Here is a 20,828-nt window from a genome sequence, read left to right on the forward strand (position 1 = left end):
TCCGTGCCCCCGGCGAGGTCCCGTCCCTCGCCCGGGTCCGGAGCATCATGACAGAGCGTGCCGAGACCCGGCGAACCGACGTTGCGTCGTCACCGTGGGTGCTGATGCGCGGGAACGAATCGGAGAAAGCTCCGGAGACTTGAGCGGAATACGCTCAACTCTGGGTAGGTTGGACCCCACGAGAGTCACGACGCCCGGCGTCACCACCCCCATCCCCGAAAGCTCAGCCCCGAAAGGTCAGCCCCGATGGACTTCTCGCCGACGACGCGGACCCAGCAGGCCGTGTCCGCCGCGGTCCGCGCCGCCACCGCGTCCGGACACCCCCAGGTGTCGCCGGCGCACCTCCTCGTCGCCCTCCTCGACCAGACCGACGGGATCACGCTCCCGCTGCTGCGCGCCGTGTCGGCCGACCCGGACGCCGTCCGGGGCGAGACCGAGCGCCTGGTCGCGTCGATGCCGAGCGCGACCGGGTCGAACGTGTCCGCGCCGCAGTTCGACGGTGACTCCGCCCGGGTGCTCGCGCACGCCCAGCAGCTCGCGGCCGACATGGGCGACGAGTACGTCTCCACCGAGCACCTGCTGGTCGGGATCGCGGCCGCCGGGGGCCGGACCGCGGGCGTCCTCACCCGCCACGGCGCGACGCCGGAGGCGCTCCAGGAGGCGTTCGGCAAGGTCCGCGGCTCCACGCGCATCACGTCGGCCGATCCCGAGGGCACCTTCCAGGCCCTGGAGAAGTACGGGCAGGACCTCACCGAGCGGGCCCGGTCCGGCGCGCTCGACCCCGTCGTCGGGCGGGACGCCGAGATCCGGCGCGTGGTGCAGGTGCTGTCGCGCCGCACGAAGAACAACCCGGTGCTGATCGGAGAACCCGGCGTCGGGAAGACCGCGATCGTCGAGGGGCTGGCGCAGCGCATCGTCGCGGGCGACGTGCCCGAGTCGCTGCGCGACAAGCGCGTCGTCGCGTTGGACCTCGGCTCGATGGTCGCCGGCGCGAAGTACCGCGGTGAGTTCGAGGAGCGGCTCAAGGCCGTCCTCGGCGAGATCACCGACTCCGCGGGCCAGGTCATCACCTTCATCGACGAGCTGCACACGATCGTCGGCGCCGGGGCGACCGGGGAGTCCGCCATGGACGCCGGCAACATGATCAAGCCGATGCTGGCGCGCGGCGAGCTGCGGATGGTCGGCGCGACCACGCTGGACGAGTACCGCAAGCACATCGAGTCCGACCCGGCCCTGGAGCGCCGCTTCCAGCAGGTCCTCGTGGGCGAGCCGTCGGTGGAGGACACCATCGGCATCCTGCGCGGCCTCAAGGAGCGCTACGAGGTGCACCACGGCGTGCGCATCACCGACGCCGCCCTCGTCGCGGCGGCGGCGCTCTCCGACCGGTACATCACCGCGCGCTTCCTGCCGGACAAGGCGATCGACCTCGTCGACGAGGCCGCGTCCCACCTGCGCATGGAGATCGACTCGCGCCCGGTGGAGATCGACGAGGTGGAGCGCGCGGTGCGCCGCCTCGAGATCGAGGAGATGGCGCTGGCCAAGGAGTCGGACGCCGCGTCGGCCGAGCGGCTGACCGCCCTGCGCGCCGAGCTGGCCGAGCGCCGCGAGGAGCTCACCGCCCTCACCGCTCGCTGGACGGGGGAGAAGGAGTCGATCAACTCCTCGCGCGACCTCAAGGAGCAGCTCGAGGCCCTGCGCGGCGAGTCCGACCGCGCCGAGCGCGACGGTGACTACGCGAAGGTCGCCGAGCTGCGCTACGGCCGGATCCCGGCGCTGGAGAAGGAGCTCGCCGCCGCCGACGAGGCGTCGGCCGCCGCGGGCCCCGTCATGCTCAAGGAGGAGGTCGGTCCGGACGACGTCGCCGACGTCGTCTCCGCCTGGACCGGCATCCCCGCCGGGCGGCTGCTCGAGGGCGAGACCCAGAAGCTGCTGCGCATGGAGGACGAGCTCGCGGGCCGCGTCGTCGGTCAGGCCGAGGCGGTCCGGGCGGTGTCCGACGCCGTCCGCCGCACCCGGGCCGGCATCTCCGACCCCGACCGTCCCACCGGCTCGTTCCTGTTCCTCGGCCCCACGGGCGTCGGCAAGACCGAGCTGGCCAAGGCACTCGCCGCGTTCCTCTTCGACGACGAGCGGGCCATGATCCGCATCGACATGAGCGAGTACGGCGAGAAGCACTCGGTCGCCCGGCTCGTCGGTGCGCCCCCCGGCTACGTCGGCTACGACCAGGGCGGCCAGCTCACCGAGGCCGTCCGGCGGCGGCCGTACGCGGTCGTCCTGCTCGACGAGGTCGAGAAGGCGCACCCGGACGTGTTCGACGTGCTGCTCCAGGTCCTCGACGACGGCCGCCTGACGGACGGCCAGGGCCGCACCGTCGACTTCCGCAACACGATCCTCGTGCTGACCTCGAACCTCGGCTCCGCGGCGCTGATGGACTCCGCGCTCGACGACGCCGGGCGGCGGGACAAGGTCATGGAGGTGGTCAAGCGGTCGTTCAAGCCGGAGTTCCTCAACCGGCTCGACGACGTCGTGGTGTTCCACGCGCTGTCGACCGAGGAGCTGACCTCCATCGTCGACATCCAGATCCAGCGCCTGGCCGCCCGCCTGGCCGGCCGCCGGCTCACCCTCGACGTCTCCGACGCCGCGAAGGAGTGGCTGGCGCTGCAGGGCTTCGACCCGCTGTACGGGGCGCGCCCGCTGCGCCGACTGGTGCAGTCCGCGATCGGCGACCAGCTGGCCCGCGAGCTGCTCGGCGGCGAGGTCCGCGAGGGCGACACCGTGCGGGTCGACCTCGACAAGGACGCCGAGCACGGCACCGGCGCGCTGACGGTCACGCGGGCCTGATCCCCGGCCCCCGGTCGAGCGAAGGGCCCCTTTGGTCGGATAGACGGGCGAGGGGCGCCCACCGCCAGTCCGGTCCCGGTTGAGCGAAGGGCCCCTTCGGTCGAATAGATCGACCGAGGGGGCCCTTCGCTCGTTCCCGGGCCAGGCGTCAGGCGGCGACCGGCTCGGCCGCAGGCACCGGCTCCGGTTCGTCGTCGGGGGCGACCGCGGTGATCGGCGGAACGGCCCGCAGCGCCCAGATCGCGACACCGCACAGCGCCAGGAACACGACTGCGCCCACGCCCGCCGTCGTCGCGAGCCCGGTGGTGAAGGCCTCGCGGGCGGCGTCGAGCACGCCCGGATCGCCGGTACGCGCCGCGGTCTCGAGGCTCTGCGCAGCCGCGTCGGCGGTCGCGGTCGGGGTGCCGGCCGGGAGGTCCAGCGTCGAGCGGTAGACGACGGCGGCGAGGCTGCCGAGGGTGGCGACGCCCAGGGCGATGCCCATCTCGCCGCTGGTCTCCGACAGCGCGCCCGCCGAGCCCGCCTTCTCCGGGGGCACCGACCCGACGACGAGGTCGGTGCCGAGGGCGGCCGGCGCGGCGACACCCATGGACGTCACGAGGAACGCGCCGACCAGCAGCCACGGCGAGCTGTCGGCGGCGAGCCCGGTCAGGGCAACCAGGCCCAGGGCCGCGAGCGCGAGGCCGCCGGCGATGACGAAGGCCGGGCGGACCCGGCCCGCGAGGCGCGGCGCGGCGTTCGTCGCCACGATCATCGCGAGCTGCAGTGGTGCCAGGATCAGGCCGGCCTGCAGGACGGAGAGGCCCGCGACGAGCTGGAACCACTGGGTCGCGAGCAGGAACGTCCCGGCCATGACGACCCCGCCCGCCAGGTTCAGCCCGAGCGCACCGGACACCGCGCGGCGACGGAAGAGGCGGAGGTCGAGCAGCGGGTCCTCGAGGCGGAGCTGCCGCCGGACGAACAGCACGCCGACACCGAGGCCGACCACGAGGGCGGCGAGCGGAGCGAGCGCGGGACCCGCCGTCGCGAACTCCTTGAGCGCGTAGACCACGGGCAGGACGGTGCCGAGCGAGAGCGCGACGCTCGCGAGGTCGAGCCGGCCGGCGGCCTCGTCGCGGGCCTCGGGGAGCAGCAGCGGGCCCGCGATCAGCAGCACGACCATCACCGGCACCCCGAGCAGGAACGCCGCACCCCACCAGAACGTCTCGAGGAGCAGGCCCCCGGCGAGCGGCCCGACGGTCATGCCGCCCATGAAGCAGCTCATCCAGATGGCGATCGCGCTCGCCCGGGCCCGCGGGTCGGTGAACATCGTGCTGATCAGGGCGAGGGTCGACGGCATCAGCGTCGCGCCGGCGATGCCGAGGACCGCCCGGGCCGCGATCAGGGTGGCCGCGGAGTCGGCGAAGGCGGCGACCACCGAGGCGACCGCGAACGCCGCGCCCCCGATCAGCAGCAGCCGTCGACGGCCGATGCGGTCGCCGAGCGTGCCCATCGTGACCAGGAACCCGGCGATCATGAAGCCGTAGACGTCCATCGCCCACAGCTGCTCGGTCGGCCCCAGGTCGAGGTCCGCGCTCATCGCCGGCAGCGCGAGGTAGAGCACGCTCATGTCGAGCGACAGCAGCAACGTCGGCAGGGCCAGGACGGCGAGGCCGGTCCATGCTCGTCGGTTCGTCATGGTCCGAGAAACTAACAGACAAGTATTGATTTAGGAATTCATGCGATGAGAGCAGCCTCATCGCGGTCTCCCGGAGGGCTCACCGCCGGTCCCGAGAGTGGTTCTCGACGGCGGGCGAGGTGCCCGCCCCGATCACCGGGAGACCAGCCATGACCCGCACCCGCCTGCTCGCCCTCGGCGTCGCCGCCGCCGGTGCCGTCCTCCTGTCCGGCTGCGCCGGGGGCGACGACGCCCCGCTGCCGGCCGGCGTCGCCGTCCCGGGCATCACCGAGATGTCCGCGGACACGCCGATCGCGCCGCCGGCTCCGGTCCCCGCCCCGCCGGTCGGCGACGACGCGGACGACCGCTGGGACGACGACCGCTGGGACGACATCGATGACCGCGACGACGACCGGGACGACCGCGACGACGACCTGGACGACCGCGACGACGACCGGGATGACGTGGACGACCTGGACGACGACGACCGCTGGGACGACTGACTCTCAGACGAGCCGGTACCCCATGCCACGCACGGTGGCGATGCGGTCGGCGCCGATCTTGCGGCGCAGGTAGCGGACGTAGACGTCGACGACGTTGGAGCCCGGGTCGAAGTCGTAGCCCCAGACCCGGGAGAGCAGCTGCTCGCGGGAGAGCACCTGCCCGGGGTGGCGCAGGAACGTCTCGGCCAGCACGTACTCGCGCGCCGAGAGGTCCACGACCACCCCGTCCACCGTCGCCTGCCGCGTCCGCACGTCCAGCGACAGCGAGCCGTGCCGCAGCACCGTCACCTCGCCCGACGAGTCGGCCAGCCGTCGACGTACCCGCGCCAGCAGCTCCTCGAAGCGGAACGGCTTGGCCATGTAGTCGTCCGCGCCGCCCTCGAGGCCGGCGACGGTGTCGGTGATCGAGTCGCGGGCGGTCAGCACGATCACGGGGAGCCGCGACCCGGAGCCGCGCAGCTCCGACAGCACGCCGAAGCCGTCCATCCCGGGCAGCCCGATGTCGAGGACGAGCAGGTCGAAGTGTCCGGAGAGGGCCTGGTCACGGGCGGCCACGCCGTCGCCGACGGTCGTGCAGGCGAACCCCGCGCCCCGCAGCCCCTTCTCGACGAACGACGCGATCCGGGGCTCGTCCTCGGCGATCAGGATGCTGCTCACGACCACTCCGCCCGGTACGGGATGACGAGGGTGAAGGTGGCGCCGGGACCGCTCTCGCCGGGCCGGCCCGCGCCGACCCCGTCGGACAGTGCGACGCGGCCGCCGTGCGCCGCGGCGATGGCGCCGACGACGGCGAGGCCGAGTCCGGCGCCCTCGGAGCGCCGGGCCCCGCCGCCGCGGGCGAAGCGGGCGAAGATGCGGTCCCGATCGGCGTCCGCCACGCCGATCCCGGTGTCGGAGACCCGGAGCTCGAGCACCCCGCCGCTCATCGCGGCGCCGAGCACGATGCGGTCGGCCGGCACGGTGTGGGCGACGGCGTTGTCGGCCAGCGCCAGCAGCGCCTGGGTGATCCGCTGCGCGTCGAGCGCCTGGACGAGCCCGCCGACCGACGTCACGATCCCCCAGTGGCGGTCACCGAGCCCCCGGGCCTTGGCCAGCGTCTCCTCGACCAGCGCGTCGACGTCGGTCGGCTCCGGGCGCACGAACGCGGGCTGCTCGGCCTTCGCCAGGACGAGCAGGTCGGCGACGATGCGGTTCATCCGGTCCAGCTCGTCGTCGACCAGGGCCAGGGCCTCGCGGACGTCGTCCGGGTCGGTGGCGTCCACGACGTCGAGGTGGCCGCGCACGATCGTGATGGGGGTCCGCAGCTCGTGGCCCGCGTCGTCGACGAAGCGGCGCTGCTCGGCGGCGCCGGCCTCGAGGCGGTCGAGCATCGCGTTGACCGCGGTCACCAGGTCCCCCATCTCGTCGCGGCCGGTCGTGACCCGGATGCGGGCCGACAGGTCGGTCTCGGTGATCGTGCGGGCCGTCCGCGCCACGGAGCGGACCGGCGCGAGGATGCGGCCCGCCACGAACCACGCGCCACCGGCCGCGAGCAGGGCGGTGACGGCGCCGACCCCGACCATGAGCAGCGCCGCGTCGTCGGCCGCCGCCCGTTCCTGGTCCGCGAAGTAGGCGGCCACGAGCACGCCGCGCGCCGGTGTGCCCGCGAGGGTCACCGGCACCGCGAGGTAGCGCACCTCGCCGGCGGCGCTGGCGTAGGTGCCGGACGTGGGAGCGGTGACCGGGCCGACCAGCGCGGTGAAGGCCGGGTCGGCGGAGAGCAGCACCGGGCTCGCCTGCCGGCTCTGGAAGCGGAACACCCCGTCGACGTAGCCGAGGAACTTCTCGTTCGGCCGGGCCAGGTTGTAGGTGATGGCGGTCTGCAGCACGGCGTCCACCGTCCCGAAGGGCCGTCCCGGCGACGGGTCCCGGCCGGAGGCCGTGAGGCCGGTGAACTCGTCGATCTCGGTGCGCAGCGCCGCGTCCATCCGGGCGTCGGTCTCGCGGACCGACAGGCGCCACGTCACCACGGTGACCAGCGCCAGGCTCGCCAGCACCACCAGCAGCACCCAGGCGACGATCCGGAGACGGGCGGAGAGCCGCCCCCGTCGCTCAGTTGTCGTCGTCCGGCCCGTCGTCGTCGGGACCGTCGTCATCCTGGTCCTGCCCGGCCGGCGGCGGCGCGACCGTGCCGTCGTCGTCGGAGTCCGGTGCGGGGGCCCCGGGGACCGCCGACGGCACCGAGACCGGGGCCGGCAGGGGCGGCGCGCCCGAGGTGTCGCAGGCGGCCAGACCGCCGAGGGCCACGAGCAGCAGGGCGGCGGCGAGGCGGGAGCGCATGGTCCCGAGCGTCGGGGCCGCCGATGAGCCGACGATGACGCGCCGATGAGAAGACTCTCATCGGGCCTCGGTGACCCGCCCGGACTCCACGTGCCAGTGCCGGGTGGTGCGCACCGTGTCGAGCATGCGGCGGTCGTGGGTGACCAGCAGGACGGTGCCCGGGAACGACTCGAGCGCGGACTCCAGCTGCTCGATCGCCGGCAGGTCGAGGTGGTTCGTCGGCTCGTCGAGCACCAGCAGGTTCACCCCGCGCGCCTGCAGCAGGGCGAGTGCGGCCCGGGTGCGTTCGCCGGGGGAGAGCGAGTCGGCCGGTCGGTGCACGTGCTCGGCGCCCAGCCCGAACTTGGCGAGCAGGGTGCGGACCTCCGCCGTCGGCCACCGGTCGACCTCCGGCTCGCGGGAGAACGCGTCGAGCAGCGTGCCGGAGGCGAACAGGGAGCGGGCCTGGTCCACCTCCCCGATGACGACGCCCGACCCGAGCCGCGCCGACCCGGCGTCGGGAACGATCCGACCCAGCAGCAGCCCGAGCAGGGTGGTCTTCCCGGCGCCGTTGGCGCCGGTCACGACGACGCGGTCGGCGTGGTCGAGCTGCAGCGTGACGGGCCCGAGCGTGAAGTCGCCGCGCCGCACGACCGCCTCGGACAGCGCGGCCACCACCGTGCCCGACCGGGGTGCGGCCGCGATCGTCATCCGCAGCTCCCACTCCTTGCGGGGCTCCTCGACGACCTCCAGGCGCTCGATCCGCCGCTGCGACTGCGCGACCTTCGACGCCTGCTTCTCGGTGGACTCCGTGCGGACCTTGCGCGCGTTCTTGTCGTTGTCCGACTTCCCGGCCCCCTTGCGGCGCGCGTTGCGGACGCCGTGCTCGAGCCAGTTGCGCTGCGTCTGCATGCGGCTCTCGAGGGCGGAGCGCTTGTCCGCGTACTCGTCGTAGGCCTCCCGCGCGTGCCGCCGGGCCACCGCACGCTCGGCGAGGTAGGACTCGTACCCGCCGCCGTAGGAGTCCACCTGCTGCTGGGCCAGGTCGAGCTCCAGGACGCCGGTGACGGTGCGGGCGAGGAACTCGCGGTCGTGGCTGACCACCACGGTCGGGGCGCGCAGCTCCCGCACGAACCGCTCGAGGCGCTCCAGGCCGGCGAGGTCGAGGTCGTTGGTCGGCTCGTCGAGCAGGAACACGTCGAAGCGGGCGAGCAGGAGGGCGGCGAGGTTGACGCGGGCGGCCTGGCCGCCGGAGAGCGTCGTCATCGGGGTGTCCAGCCCGAGCGCGAGCCCGAGGTCGTCGGCCACCTCGGGGACCCGGTCGGCCAGGTCGGCGGCGCCGAGGTCGAGCCAGCGTTCGAGAGCCACCGAGTAGCGCTCGCCGTCACCTCCGGCCTCGAGGTCCGCCGTGGCCGCGTCGAGCTCGGCCTGCGCGGCCGCGACCCCGGTCCGCCGGGCCAGGAAGCCCTCGATCGTCTCGCCCGGGCGGGGAGCGGGCTCCTGCGGCAGGTGCCCGACGGTGGCCGTGGGCGGCGCGAGCTCGACGGTGCCGGTGTCCGGCTTCTCCAGCCCCGCGAGGATGCGCAGGAACGTCGACTTGCCGGCGCCGTTCGCGCCGACCAGCCCGACCACGTCCCCGGCCCCGATGGTGAGGTCGGCGCCGGAGAAGACGGTGCGGGCGCCGTGGACGGCCGAGACGTCGCGGGCGACGAGGGTGGCGCTCACCGTGGCGAGCGTAGCCCCGGGAAAAGCATGGTCACTCCGAGTGTCCTCCCCCGCCGGGGTGGGTCACGGGCCTACGCTCGGCGGGTGCCTGCCTGGATCTGGTTCGTCGTGGCGCTCGTCGCCGCAGCCGGCGGTGCGCTGCTGCTCTGGTACGACCGCGCCCGTCCGGAACGTCGTGGCAACGACCGACGGGAGTGGGCGGCGTCCAAGGGCTGGGAGTTCACCGACGCGCTCTCCTCGCCGCCGCACGCGTGGCGCTACGGGACGCTGCGCGGTGACGGCCCCCGCCAGGCCTACGACGTGGCGACGGGGGCCGTGCCCGGCCCCGGCGGCCGCCGTCTGGGATGCATCTTCGACCAGGAGCAGGACGGGCGGACCGTCTCGACGATCGCCGCGGTGCGCGGGACGGTCGCGGTGCCGGTCGCGATCGAGCTGCGCCTGCCCGAGTCTCCCCGTCCCGACGACGACGAGCTCGACAACCTCGGGCAGGTCGGCCGCCGCTACGCGTTCGTCTCGAACGCCCTCGAGGGCCGCCGCCTGCTGACCCGCCGCGTCACCGACGCCGCGGACCGCGTGGGCGCCGACGTGCCGCTGGTCTGGGCGGAGGACACCTGGGTGCTCGCGTCGATCGAGCCCGACGCCGACCCGGACCGGGTGGAGGGCCTCATCGAGTCCCTCGTCGAGGTGTCCGCCGCGATCAAGGAGGCCGTCGAGGGGGGCCCGGGCGACACGGACCGGCCGGAGCCCGACGGCGACGACGCGCCCACCACCGTCGTCGGGAAGCGGGAGCCGGAGCGCTCGATCCCACCGGTCGGCAGCCCCGCCGACGAGTCGCGTACCGAGACCGTGGAACGCGACGACGACGCGCCGACCACCACCGTCGAGCGCCCCGTCCCCGCGGAGGGGAAGCGGCCGGCGGGCGACGACGAGGACGACCTCGACTACGACGAGGAGCTCGAGCGCTTCGCCGCCGGCGACGACGACACGAGCCCCTACACCGACGGCCGACCGACGCACCGGGACCGGCCCGCGGACATCCCCTACGACCTCGAGAGCGACGACCCGGACCCGGACCAGGGCCGCCGGGACGAGCCGCGCTCCTCGCAGGGCAGCACGTGGCGCAGCGGGAAGTTCCGCGGCCGGTGACGGGTACCGCCCTCGTGACGGGGGCGAGCTCCGGCCTGGGGGCCGAGTTCGCCGTCCAGCTCGCCGCCGCCGGCTACGACCTCGTGCTGGTCGCCCGCGACGAGGCCCGGCTGCAGGCGCTCGCCGACCGCCTCGGCGGCGCCGAGGTGCTCGTGGCCGACCTCGCCGACCCGACGTCGCGGCTCGCCGTCGAGCAACGCCTCACCGACGACGAACGACCCGTCGATCTGCTGGTGAACAACGCCGGGTACGGCACCGCGGGCGAGTTCGTCGACACCGACCTCGACGTCCTCGCGGCGAACCACGAGGTCAACGTGACCACGGTGCTGCGGCTCACCCGCGTCGCGCTGCCCGGGATGATCGCGCGGGATCGCGGCGGCGTGCTGAACGTGTCCAGCGTCGCGGGCTTCCTTCCCGGCCGGGGCTCGGTGTACGGGGCGGGCAAGGCCTACGTGACGACGTTGTCGCAGAGCCTGGCGCGGGTCGTGGCCGGGACCGGGGTGCACGTGATGGCCCTCTGCCCCGGGTTCGTGAAGACCGAGTTCCACGAGCGCTTCGGCCAGGCGCGGACCGGCCCGGGCTTCGCCTGGATGGAGCCGGACTACGTCGTCCGGACCGCCCTGGCCGACTTCGCGAACGCGAAGGCGCTCTCCGTCCCGCACCCGCTCTACAAGGGCATCGTCGTGTTCGCCCGCGTGGCGCCCCTCGGCCTCATTCGCCGGATCGCCCGCCGCAGCGCCACGGGGCGTGGCTGAGAACCGGACGTACGACGCGAACCGGACCGATCGGTCTGCCGTCGTTGACCCGTCCGTGGCCGCTCACCAGGATGGTGCGGTGAACGCGACGGGGGGCGGGGGGACGCCCCGGGTGTCGGTGGTCGTGCCGCTGTACCAGAAGGAGCGGTACATCGGTCGCACCGTCGCGAGCGTGCTCGCGCAGACCTTCACCGATCTCGAGCTCGTGGTGCTCGACAACGCCTGCACCGACGGCTCCGCGGACGTGGTGCGCTCGTTCGACGACCCACGGGTGCGGCTCGAGCGCAACGACGAGACGGTGCCCGCACCGGAGAACTTCCGCCGCGCCGTGCAGCTCGCCCGGGCGCCCCTGGTCAAGGTGGTGAACGCGGACGACCTCATCTACCCGAGCGCACTCGCCGAACAGGTCGCGGTGCTCGACGCCGAGCCGGACCTCCCGCTGGTCTCGTGCCGCCACGACCTGGTCGACGACCACGACACCGTCATGTCGCGTGACCGCGCGCTGCGCACCCCGGACCTGATCGGGCGGCAGGACGCGACCACGGTGATCCGGCGGATCGTCCGGCACCGCGGCAGCCCGCTCGGCGTGCCGGGCAACATGCTCTTCCGGCGGACGGCCTACGACGCGGTCGGCGGGTTCCCGGACAACCCGTACGCCCTGGACGTCGCCCTGGCCGCCCGGCTGGTCGAGCAGGGCGGCTTCTACGGGTTGCCCCGCACCCTGTCAGCGTTCCGGCTCGCCACCGGGTCGGTCACCTCGACCGCCTTCCGCCGCAACATCGCGCTCCAGCACGACTTCCTCCGCGAGCTGCAGGCCCGGCACGCGGGCGTGATCCGACCCAGCGACATCGCGGTCGGGCTGCTGCGCGAACCGGTGACCACCCTGCGGCAGCGCCTCATGGCGGCGGCCTCGTCCGACCCCTCGAGCCGCTCCCACCGGTGGATGCGCCACGCGGTCGACGTGCGCCTCCCCGCACCCCGCCCCTGACCGTCGCGGGACAATGGCGGCCATGTCGTCGTCGCACGCGCCCCTGCCCGGAGCCCCCGCCGACCGCGCGGCCGCCAGCGTGGGGGGCGGACCCGACGTCGACGGCCCGTCCCGGGAGCGGCTCGCGGCCCTGGCCCGCGAGCTCGCCGTCGTGCACGGGCGGGTCACGCTGTCGTCCGGCCGCGAGGCGGACTACTACGTCGACATGCGCCGGATCAGCCTCCACCACGAGGCGGCGCCGCTGATCGGGCGGCTGCTCCGGGAGATGACGGCCGACTGGTCCTACGACGCCGCCGGTGGTCTGACCATGGGCGCGGACCCCGTCGGGGCGGCGATCATGCACGCCCCGGGGCCACCCGTCGACGCGTTCGTGGTGCGCAAGGAGGCCAAGGGCCACGGGATGCAGCGTCGGGTCGAGGGACCGGAGGTCGCGGGCCGGCGGGTGCTCGTGGTCGAGGACACCTCCACCACCGGCGGCAGCCCGGTGACGGCGCTGGACGCGCTGCGGGAGGCCGGGGCGGAGGTCGTCGGCGTCGCGACGATCGTCGACCGGACGACCGGGGCCGCCGAGGTGATCCAGGCACGCGGTGTGCCCTACCGGGCGCTGCTCGGGCTCGCGGACCTGGGTCTGGGGTGACGGAACCGCCCGACGAGGGGCCCGGCCCCACCGAGTGGGCGACGGGTGCCCCCGAGGTGGGGGTCGGGCCGTGGGAGGGATCGTGGCCGGACGCCCCGCACTACGACCCGGAACTCCTCGAGCACGGCGACCGCCGCAACGTCGTCGACCGCTACCGGTACTGGCGCCGCGAGGCGATCGTCGCCGACCTCGACACCCGGCGGCACCCGTTCCACGTCGCCATCGAGAACCTCCGCCACGACGCCAACATCGGGACGATCGTGCGCACCGCCAACGCATTCCTGGCCGCGGCGGTGCACGTCGTCGGCCGCCGGCGCTGGAACCGCCGCGGGGCGATGGTCACCGACCGCTACCAGCACGTCGTGCACCACCCCGACGTCGCCGACCTCGTCGCGGCGGCCCGCGCCGAGGGCCTCGTCGTTGTGGCGGTGGACAACGGCCCGGGCGCGGCCCCGCTGGAGACCACGCCGCTGCCGCGCGCGTGCGTGCTGCTGTTCGGGCAGGAGGGGTCGGGGCTCTCCGCGGAGGCGGTGGCGGGCGCCGACCTGGTGGTGTCCATCGCCCAGTTCGGCTCGACCCGCTCGATCAACGCCGGGGTGGCCGCCGGGATCGCGATGCACGCCTGGATCCGCGCTCACGCGACCTGACCGCTCAGCTCCCGGGGCGGCGGATCTGCTGGGTGGGGGCGTCGGCGTTCGCGCCGTCCAGGGTGTCCTCGGCGAGCCCCTGCGCCCCGAGCTTCTTCTCGCGTCGCGCCTGGATCAGCTCGACGGCGATCGGGATGAGCGACACGAGGACGACGAGGATCAGCATCGCCTCGATGTTGTTCTTGACGAACTCGAACTGGCCGAGCACCGCGCCGAGCAGCGTCACGCCCGCCGCCCAGAGCACGGCGCCGATCGCCGAGAAGGTCATGAACCGCTTCGCGTCCATGCGGCCGACGCCTGCCATCACGGTGATGAAGGTCCGGACGATCGGCACGAACCGGCCGAGCACGATGGCCCGGTTGCCGTACTTGTCGAAGAACTTCTGCGTCCGCTCGACGTTCTCCCGCTTGAACAGCTTCGAGTCCGGCTTGTCGAAGATCGCCGGGCCGGCCTTCCAGCCGATGCCGAACCCGACGACGTTGCCTGCGAAGGCCGCCACCACGAGGACCACGCAGACCAGCCACAGCGGCGTCTCGATGAGCCCCGTGGTGGCCGCGAGGCCGGTGATGAACAGCAGCGAGTCACCCGGCAGGAAGAACCCGATCAACAGGCCGCACTCGGCGAAGAGGATCAGCGCCACGCCCAGCAGGGCCCATGGGCCCAGGCTGGAGATGATGTACTGCGGATCCAGCCACTGCGGGCCCAGGGCGACGACCGTGGTCGCGTCGGCGAGCGTCACGCCTCCTCACGGTACTGGCCCGCCCTGAGCGTCCTCGCTGCGGTGGGGACGAAACGCCCGCAGGTGTCATGACCGGGCACGCAGCGTGCCCGCTCACTCAGGCCGGGAGCAGCAGCGAGAGCACGCCGATCGCGGCGCCGACGGACCCGCCGGCCAGCAGCGACACCAGGCCCCACCAGGCCACGGTGCCCGCGCTCCACGTGCCCGGACCGTCCACGGGCGGGGCGGGGGCCGGACCGGGTCGGGCTCCCTGCGGGTACGCGCCGTAGGCGTGGACGGGTCCCGACGGCGGGCCCTGCCGGGCCCCGGCGGGCATGGGCGGTGCCGGTCGCGGCGGAACCGGCCGCGGCCCCGGCGGGGGGAACGCGGTGCTGCCGGAGCGGGGCGCGGGGACGTCCGGGCGTGCCGGGGACCGGGTGGTCGGCGGTTCGGCGCCCTGCGGTGCGGCGGCGGACTCGGGAGCACCCGCGTCCGGCGCGGACCTCCGGCGGCCGAGCGGACGGAACCGGCGCGGCTTGGCCGGGCCGCTCCCCGTCGCGGGCGGGGCCGCGGGTTCCGACGTCGGGGGTACCCCGCGCGGCGTCGACACGCCGCCTGCCGCGTGGGCCCGCAGCGCCTCGGACAGCAGCCGCTCGTCATCCATCGCGGGCGATCGTAACCGCGGCCTCCGACACGACCCCAGGGGTCGACACCCGCGGCGCGGCGGACGGCACCGGCGGCACGGTGGTCAGGGGGCTCCGCCGACGATCTTCGAGATGGCGTCCAGGCCGCGGCTGGCCGTGGACTTCACGGTGCCGCGGCTGATCCCGGTGGCCTCGGCGATCTCGGCCTCGGACAGCCCGCCGTAGTAGCGCAGCACGAGGACCTCGCGCTGGCGGCGCGGCAGCTGGCCCAGCGCGGAGACCACGGCCTGGTGCTCCGCGGAGAGCATGGCGAGCGACTCCGCCGAGCGGGCGTCGGCGGTGTGCGGCGGGGTGTACTCCCGGGCGGTGCGCCGCCGGCGCAGCACCGAGCGCGAGCCGTTGACCACCGCGGTGCGCAGGTAGCCCAGGGCGGCGTTCTCGTCGCGCAGCCGGGTCCAGTGCCGGTGCAGCCCGGTGAACGCCTCCTGGACGACGTCCTCCGCGGTCGCCGGGTCGTCCACCAGCAGGATCGCCAGGCGGACGAACCGCATCCGGTGCTCGCGGTAGAGGTCCTCGAGGGTCCGCGGACCGTCGGCGGAGGGCTCCGGCGGGGGCGGCGGCGCCCCGGGCAGCAGGCCCGGCGGCGGGGGCCCCGGCCGGGGGGCCGGGGGATGCGTGGGACCGGACGGGCGCGGGCCCGCCCACCCGTTCCCGCCGCGGGCGGGCGGAGCGGCGGGGTGGACCACCGAGGCCTCCGCGCCGGTCATCGCGTCGAGCGCGCGCAGGCTGCCCAGCGTGCGTTCGATCGCGCTCTCGACCGGCTCGACCACGCCCCCGACGATAGACCAGCCCTCCGACACCTTGTCCCGGGCCGCATCCGGAAACGGGACACCACACCCGCTTCTGTCGTGGCACCGCCGAACGGGGGAGATCGGTCACGTCCGGCGCGGGTCTCGGGAGGCAGCGGACACCCGAGGAGGACGGGCATACTGCGGGCCGCGAGCGGGGTCCCCAGTACCGCCGACGACACGAACCGCACCAGGGAGCCACCTCATGCCGATCGCGACCCCCGAGGTCTACAACGAGATGCTCGACCGGGCGAAGGCGAACCGCTTCGCCTACCCGGCCATCAACTGCACCTCGTCGGAGACGATCAACGCCGCGCTGCGCGGGTTCGCGGAGGCCGAGAGCGACGGGATCATCCAGTTCTCCACCGGGGGCTCGGAGTTCGGCTCCGGCCAGTCGGTGAAGGACATGGTGACCGGTGCGACCGCCCTGGCCGAGTTCGCCCACGTCGTCGCCGAGAAGTACTCGATCAACGTCGCGCTGCACACCGACCACTGCCCGAAGGACAAGCTGGACGGCTTCGTGCGCCCGCTGATCGGCATCTCGCAGGAGCGGGTGGACGCGGGGCAGAACCCGCTGTTCCAGTCGCACATGTGGGACGGCTCCGCCGTCGAGCTGCACGAAAACCTCGAGATCGCCCAGGAGCTCCTCGAGAAGGCCGCCAAGGCGAAGATCATCCTGGAGATCGAGATCGGCGTGGTCGGCGGCGAGGAGGACGGCGTCGCCAACGACATCAACGACAAGCTCTACACCGCCGCGGGCGACTACGAGCACACCGTCGACGCCCTCGGCGCCGGCGAGAAGGGCCGCTACCTGCTCGCGGCGACCTTCGGCAACGTGCACGGCGTCTACAAGCCGGGCAACGTCAAGCTCAAGCCCTCGGTGCTCAAGGAGGGCCAGGAGGTCGCGGCCCGCAAGCTGGGGCTCTCCGAGGACTCGAAGCCGTTCGACCTCGTCTTCCACGGCGGCTCGGGCTCGCTGCTCGAGGAGATCCACGAGGCGCTGGACTACGGCGTCGTGAAGATGAACGTCGACACCGACGCCCAGTACGCCTTCACCCGCCCGATCGCCGGGCACATGTTCTCGAACTACGACGGGGTGCTGAAGGTCGACGGCGAGGTCGGCAACAAGAAGGTCTACGACCCGCGCAGCTACCTCAAGGCCGCCGAGATCGGCATGGCGGAGCGCGTCGTCACCGCGTGCGAGAACCTCCGCTCGACCGGTCAGTCGCTGGCGAAGTAGCCCTTCCTCCCGGTGTCAGCAGTGCGGCCATGCTGACGCTGGACGTCACATTCGTGGGTGGTACGACGGCGGGCGGGGCCGGCACCGGCGGACCGGGGACAATCGGGGCCATGACGATCCCGACCGGTCCCTCCGCCGGGCACGGCCACAACCTGCTCGGCCCGCAGCCGACCCTCCTGCCCGCCGACCCCGCCGCCACCGACCGCCTCGACGCGGGGGAGTCGCCGGCCGCGGTCGCGGCGGACCACCCCACGTCGAGCGCGGCGTGGGCGACGCTCGCCGAGCAGGCCCTCGACGCGGGCGAGACGATCGCCGCGTACGCGTACGCCCGCACCGGCTACCACCGCGGCCTCGACCAGCTGCGCCGCAACGGCTGGGCCGGCTTCGGGCCGGTGCCGTGGGAGCACGTGCCGAACCGGGGCTTCCTGCGCGCGGTCGCCGTGCTGGCCAAGGCGAGCGGCACGATCGGGGAGCTCGACGAGGCCACCCGGTGCCGCGACCTGCTCGACGACTGCGACCCGGCCGCCGCCCCCGCGCTGGGCGTGGCCTGAACCCTCCCCCGATGCGAACGAACGGCACCCTCGCGCCCGTAGAAGCTGCGAGGGTGCCGTTCGTGCCGGTCGGAGCGCCCCGATGAGCCGGATCGGCACGTTCCTCGACTCTCGACGACGGCGGCTGCGCGACGCCGCGCTGCCCGTCCTGCAGTGCGCACTCGCGGCCGGCGCGGCCTTCGCGATCGCCCGGCACGTGGCCGGGCACGAGCTGCCGTTCTTCGCGCCGATCGCGTGCGTGCTGGTCCTCGGCATCTCGGTGACCAACCGGCTGCGGCGCAGCGTCGAGCTGGCGCTCGGTGTGAGCGTCGGGGTCGGCGTGGGCGACGCGATCGTGCTCGTCATCGGCAGCGGCTGGTGGCAGATCGCGGTCGTCGTCGCGCTGGCCCTGCTCGTCGCGCTGCTGTTCGACGTCGGGGCGCTGCTGCTCAACCAGGCGGCGGTGTCGGCGGTCCTGGTGGCGACGCTGCAACCACCCGGCACGACGGCGGCCTTCTCCCGGTGGATCGACACGCTGATCGGGGCGGCTCTGGGCCTGCTGGTCGCCTCGGTGCTCCCGTCCAACCCGCTGACCGCCGCCCGGCGCACCGTCGACGCCCTGCTCGCCGAGCTGGAGGAGGCCCTGCGCGGCGCGGCCGAGAGCATCGAGTCGGCGGACCCGGAGACCGGCGCCCGGGTGCTGGAGCGCATCCGGGCGAGCCAGCGGGCGGTGGACGCCTTCGAGGGCGCCGTCGACGCGGGCTACGAGATCACGCGGATCGCCCCGGGCCGCCGACGGCACCGCGGCGAGCTGTCCCGCCTGCGCACCGCCACCGACCCGCTCGACCTCGCCGTGCGCAACGCCCGGGTGCTGGTCCGGCGGGCGGTGTCGGCGGAGACCGACGGCGAGCCGGTGGGCGACGACGTGGCCCCGACGCTGCGGGCGCTCGCCGACGCCGTGGGTCTGCTGCGGGTCGACCTGGGCGGCGGGCACCGGCTCGACGGGGTCGAGATCGCGGTCCTCGACGTCGCCGCCCGGCTGCCGCGCGGCGGGGGCGGGTTCTCGGCGGACGTGGTGGTCGCGCAGATGCGCTCGATCGTCACCGACCTGCTGTGCGCGACCGGGATGGACCGGGAGGCCGCGCGGACCGCGGCGTCCGCGAGTCGACGCTGACGAGGGGCCGAGGACGGACTACGACGCCTTCGGCAGCGGCCGGTCCACCACGTCGGCCGGCGCGATGTCGACGACCAGGGGATCGACGGCCTGGAGGTGACGCTGCGCGACGGGTCGTGACTCGAGACGCAGCGGGGGACGCACCGTCCGCTTCCGCGCCCCGACGTCGAGCACGCGGGACTCGAAACGCTCGAGGAGCACGGTCGCGATCAGCAGGAGCAGGGGGATGAGGACCGCGACCAGCATGAACAGACCGTACCCCCCGCGTGAGTGACCTGAACCTGATCCATTCCAGGTCGGTCCGATCGTCGTATCCCCCGCTACGGCAGGTGTGTCATCACTCACGTCCTCGACCCGCTGATGACGACGCACGTTTCCCGGACGTTCACCCAGGGTCACGGCCGGACGAGGAGCCAGTCCTCGGTGTGCCGGTACCAGCTGCGTCGCTCCAGGGGGCGCGTGTCCTCGATGCCGTCCCGGCTCGCCGTCGCCGTCGTGCCGGGGCGGATGCCCACGGTGGCCGCCCGGCCGAACGTGACCCGGTCGTCGCGGCGACGGAACCGGCGGGGACGGCCGATCACCGTCGCGGCGAGTCCGCCCCCGCCCGGGCCGAGCTCCCGGTCACCCGACGACGGGTCCGGCCGGACCGCCAGCCCGGCCGCCTCGCCGCGCACCAGCTCGTGCTCGTCGCAGTAGGAGACCCCGGAGAACGCGCCGACGCGGTGCACCCCGGCGACCACGCCGCCGCGGTCGTCGCGGATCAACGGTGCGGGCGTGGGGTCGCCGCGCCGGGCCAGGTCGAGCGCCTCCGCCGGGTCGGTCGGCAGGCCCCAGACCGCCGCGGCCTCCGACGACGGGTCCGCCGGGACGAACCCGACCGCGACGTCCAGGCGCTCCCGGCGCAACAGCCGCACGACGACGGCGGCGAGCGCCGCGTCGGAGCCGGCCACCACGAGCCGGGTCGCCGCGTCGAGCAGCGGGTCCACCTCGGCCCGGGTGGGGATCGCGGCGCACCGGACCACTCCCGTCGTCGGGAAGGGGTCGGGGGAGGTGTCGCCGCAGGTCAGCACCACGGTGCCGTCGGCGGGTGCGCGACGGGTGGACATCGACGACTACCCTTCCGGTGCACGGGGTGGACTCGTGCGGGACACAGCACGCGACCTCCAGGGAGTCTCACATGCCCGCGATCGTCCTCATCGGCGCCCAGTGGGGTGACGAGGGCAAGGGCAAGGCGACCGACATCCTCGGTGGTGAGGTCGACTGGGTCGTCCGCTACCAGGGTGGCAACAACGCCGGCCACACCGTGGTGCTCCCGGACGGGCAGAAGTTCGCCCTGCACCTGATCCCGAGCGGCATCCTGACGCCGGGCGTCACCAACGTGATCGGCAACGGCGTCGTGGTGGACCCGGCCGTGCTGCTCGAGGAGCTCGCGGGCCTGGAGGCCACCGGCGTCGACACCACGAACCTGCTGCTCAGCGCCGACGCGCACCTGATCATGCCGTACCACGTGGCCATGGACAAAGTCACCGAGCGCTTCCTCGGCAAGTCCAAGATCGGCACCACCGGACGCGGCATCGGCCCCGCCTACCAGGACAAGGTCGCCCGGGTCGGGGTGCGCGTGCAGGACCTGCTGGACGAGAAGATCCTCCGCCAGAAGGTCGAGGCGGCGCTGGACCTCAAGAACCAGGTCCTGGTCAAGGTCTACAACCGGCGCGCGCTGGACCCCGACGAGGTCGCCGACCAGGTGCTCGCCTGGTCCGAGGGCTTCGCCCACCGCATCGCGGACACCCGCCTCGCGCTCAACGAGGCGCTCGAGCGCGGCGAGACCGTGCTGCTCGAGGGCTCGCAGGGGACGCTGCTCGACGTCGACCACGGCACCTATCCGTACGTGACCTCGTCGAACCCGACGGCGGGCGGCGCGTCCGCCGGGTCGGGCATCGGGCCCACGCGGATCGACCGCGTCATCGGCATCCTCAAGGCCTACACGACCCGCGTCGGCTCCGGCCCGTTCCCGACCGAGCTGTTCGACGCCGACGGCGAGTACCTGCGCAAGCAGGGCGGCGAGTTCGGTGTGACGACGGGTCGCTCGCGGCGGTGCGGCTGGTTCGACGCCGTCATCGCCCGCTACGCGACCCGGGTCAACGGCCTGACCGACATCTTCCTGACGAAGCTCGACGTCCTGTCGAGCCTGCCCGAGGTGCCGATCTGCGTGGGCTACGAGATCGACGGCAAGCGCACCGACGACATGCCGATGACCCAGTCCGACCTCCACCACGCGACGCCGGTCTACGAGCGGATGCCCGGGTGGTTCGAGGACATCTCCGCGTGCCGGTCGTTCGACGACCTGCCGCAGGCGGCCCGCGACTACGTGGAGCGGATCGAGGAGCTCTCCCTCGCGCCGGTGTCCGCGATCGGGGTCGGGCCGGGTCGCGACGAGACGATCACGCGACGTACTTCGGTGGTGTGACGCGCTCACG

Annotated in this window: 21 protein-coding genes; 11 read left to right on the forward strand and 10 right to left on the reverse strand. The window is 74.0% G+C overall.

Translation table 11 applies throughout. From position 1 onward, the window contains the following. Positions 1-246: 246 nt before the first annotated feature. Positions 247-2,841 carry an ATP-dependent chaperone ClpB gene (clpB, locus tag QRT03_RS03725; RefSeq protein WP_286051150.1) on the forward strand — a complete coding sequence of 865 codons (2,595 nt, stop codon included), beginning with the start codon at positions 247-249 and terminating at the stop codon, positions 2,839-2,841. Between the two features lie 148 nt (positions 2,842-2,989). Here clpB and QRT03_RS03730 read toward each other — a convergent pair whose 3' ends face one another. Continuing rightward, complete coding sequence (locus tag QRT03_RS03730) at positions 2,990-4,519, reverse strand: MFS transporter (protein ID WP_286051151.1); 1,530 nt, start codon at positions 4,517-4,519, stop codon at positions 2,990-2,992. Positions 4,520-4,668: 149 nt separating this feature from the next. Here QRT03_RS03730 and QRT03_RS03735 point away from each other — a divergent pair, with 149 nt between their 5' ends. After that, the gene (locus QRT03_RS03735; RefSeq protein ID WP_286051152.1) at positions 4,669-5,001 is read left to right on the forward strand and encodes a hypothetical protein; all 333 of its coding nucleotides are present in this window, start codon (positions 4,669-4,671) and stop codon (positions 4,999-5,001) included. A 3-nt stretch (positions 5,002-5,004) separates the two neighbouring features. Here the strand turns inward: QRT03_RS03735 and QRT03_RS03740 are convergent, their stop codons facing one another. From QRT03_RS03740 to QRT03_RS03755, 4 genes are read right to left on the reverse strand one after another with little or no spacing between them, the layout of a single operon-like run. Beyond that, positions 5,005-5,658 (reverse strand): response regulator transcription factor, encoded by a 654-nt coding sequence (locus tag QRT03_RS03740; protein WP_286051153.1) that lies wholly within the window; start codon positions 5,656-5,658, stop codon positions 5,005-5,007. Then, on the reverse strand, positions 5,655-7,136 hold the full coding sequence (locus QRT03_RS03745; RefSeq protein ID WP_286051154.1) for a sensor histidine kinase: 1,482 nt from the start codon (positions 7,134-7,136) through the stop codon (positions 5,655-5,657). The genes QRT03_RS03740 and QRT03_RS03745 overlap by 4 nt, the downstream gene beginning before the upstream one ends. After that, positions 7,093-7,320: a hypothetical protein gene (locus QRT03_RS03750; RefSeq protein WP_286051155.1), complete on the reverse strand. Its 228-nt coding sequence runs from the start codon at positions 7,318-7,320 to the stop codon at positions 7,093-7,095. The genes QRT03_RS03745 and QRT03_RS03750 overlap by 44 nt, the downstream gene beginning before the upstream one ends. A 57-nt stretch (positions 7,321-7,377) precedes the next feature. Further along, complete coding sequence (locus QRT03_RS03755; RefSeq protein WP_286051156.1) at positions 7,378-9,024, reverse strand: ABC-F family ATP-binding cassette domain-containing protein; 1,647 nt, start codon at positions 9,022-9,024, stop codon at positions 7,378-7,380. An 84-nt stretch (positions 9,025-9,108) separates the two neighbouring features. Between QRT03_RS03755 and QRT03_RS03760 the strand changes: the two genes are divergently transcribed. The 5 genes from QRT03_RS03760 (at position 9,109) to QRT03_RS03780 (ending at position 13,197) form a co-directional block, all read left to right on the forward strand. Then, positions 9,109-10,170, forward strand: coding sequence for a hypothetical protein (locus tag QRT03_RS03760; RefSeq protein WP_286051157.1), 1,062 nt, complete (start codon positions 9,109-9,111; stop codon positions 10,168-10,170). Then, positions 10,167-10,925: an SDR family NAD(P)-dependent oxidoreductase gene (locus tag QRT03_RS03765; protein WP_286051158.1), complete on the forward strand. Its 759-nt coding sequence runs from the start codon at positions 10,167-10,169 to the stop codon at positions 10,923-10,925. The genes QRT03_RS03760 and QRT03_RS03765 overlap by 4 nt, the downstream gene beginning before the upstream one ends. Before the next feature lie 79 nt (positions 10,926-11,004). Further along, positions 11,005-11,913, forward strand: a complete 909-nt coding sequence (locus QRT03_RS03770) for a glycosyltransferase family 2 protein (RefSeq protein WP_286051159.1) — start codon at positions 11,005-11,007, stop codon at positions 11,911-11,913. A 22-nt stretch (positions 11,914-11,935) separates the two neighbouring features. Beyond that, positions 11,936-12,550, forward strand: a complete 615-nt coding sequence (gene pyrE / locus QRT03_RS03775; protein WP_286051160.1) for an orotate phosphoribosyltransferase — start codon at positions 11,936-11,938, stop codon at positions 12,548-12,550. Further along, complete coding sequence (locus QRT03_RS03780) at positions 12,547-13,197, forward strand: TrmH family RNA methyltransferase (RefSeq protein WP_286051161.1); 651 nt, start codon at positions 12,547-12,549, stop codon at positions 13,195-13,197. Before pyrE ends, QRT03_RS03780 begins: the two co-directional genes overlap by 4 nt. A 4-nt stretch (positions 13,198-13,201) precedes the next feature. On the opposite strand, the gene QRT03_RS03785 is transcribed toward QRT03_RS03780, so the two are convergent. The 3 genes from QRT03_RS03785 to QRT03_RS03795 form a co-directional block, all read right to left on the reverse strand. Continuing rightward, entirely contained in the window at positions 13,202-13,936 is a 735-nt protein-coding gene (locus QRT03_RS03785) for a DedA family protein (protein ID WP_286051162.1), read from the reverse strand. Between the two features lie 97 nt (positions 13,937-14,033). Next, positions 14,034-14,579, reverse strand: a complete 546-nt coding sequence (locus tag QRT03_RS03790) for a hypothetical protein (protein WP_286051163.1) — start codon at positions 14,577-14,579, stop codon at positions 14,034-14,036. Between the two features lie 84 nt (positions 14,580-14,663). Then, complete coding sequence (locus QRT03_RS03795) at positions 14,664-15,389, reverse strand: SigE family RNA polymerase sigma factor (protein ID WP_286051164.1); 726 nt, start codon at positions 15,387-15,389, stop codon at positions 14,664-14,666. Positions 15,390-15,612: 223 nt separating this feature from the next. On the opposite strand from QRT03_RS03795, the gene fbaA reads away from it, so the two are divergent. From fbaA to QRT03_RS03810, 3 genes are all read left to right on the forward strand, one after another. Then, positions 15,613-16,647, forward strand: a complete 1,035-nt coding sequence (gene fbaA / locus QRT03_RS03800; RefSeq protein ID WP_286051166.1) for a class II fructose-bisphosphate aldolase — start codon at positions 15,613-15,615, stop codon at positions 16,645-16,647. Between the two features lie 110 nt (positions 16,648-16,757). Beyond that, entirely contained in the window at positions 16,758-17,198 is a 441-nt protein-coding gene (locus QRT03_RS03805) for a DUF3151 domain-containing protein (RefSeq protein ID WP_286051167.1), read from the forward strand. 82 nt (positions 17,199-17,280) lie between these two features. Further along, complete coding sequence (locus QRT03_RS03810) at positions 17,281-18,351, forward strand: FUSC family protein (RefSeq protein ID WP_286051168.1); 1,071 nt, start codon at positions 17,281-17,283, stop codon at positions 18,349-18,351. 18 nt (positions 18,352-18,369) lie between these two features. On the opposite strand, the gene QRT03_RS03815 is transcribed toward QRT03_RS03810, so the two are convergent. Together QRT03_RS03815 and QRT03_RS03820 are read right to left on the reverse strand one after the other, a co-directional pair. Then, the gene (locus QRT03_RS03815; protein WP_286051170.1) at positions 18,370-18,597 is read right to left on the reverse strand and encodes a hypothetical protein; all 228 of its coding nucleotides are present in this window, start codon (positions 18,595-18,597) and stop codon (positions 18,370-18,372) included. Between the two features lie 149 nt (positions 18,598-18,746). Then, the gene (locus tag QRT03_RS03820) at positions 18,747-19,457 is read right to left on the reverse strand and encodes a hypothetical protein (RefSeq protein WP_286051171.1); all 711 of its coding nucleotides are present in this window, start codon (positions 19,455-19,457) and stop codon (positions 18,747-18,749) included. Positions 19,458-19,528: 71 nt separating this feature from the next. On the opposite strand from QRT03_RS03820, the gene QRT03_RS03825 reads away from it, so the two are divergent. Further along, positions 19,529-20,818: an adenylosuccinate synthase gene (locus QRT03_RS03825; protein WP_286051172.1), complete on the forward strand. Its 1,290-nt coding sequence runs from the start codon at positions 19,529-19,531 to the stop codon at positions 20,816-20,818. Positions 20,819-20,828: the final 10 nt, after the last annotated feature.

Origin of the sequence: Actinomycetospora termitidis, assembly GCF_030286555.1 — a bacterium.
GTDB lineage: Bacteria > Actinomycetota > Actinomycetes > Mycobacteriales > Pseudonocardiaceae > Actinomycetospora > Actinomycetospora termitidis.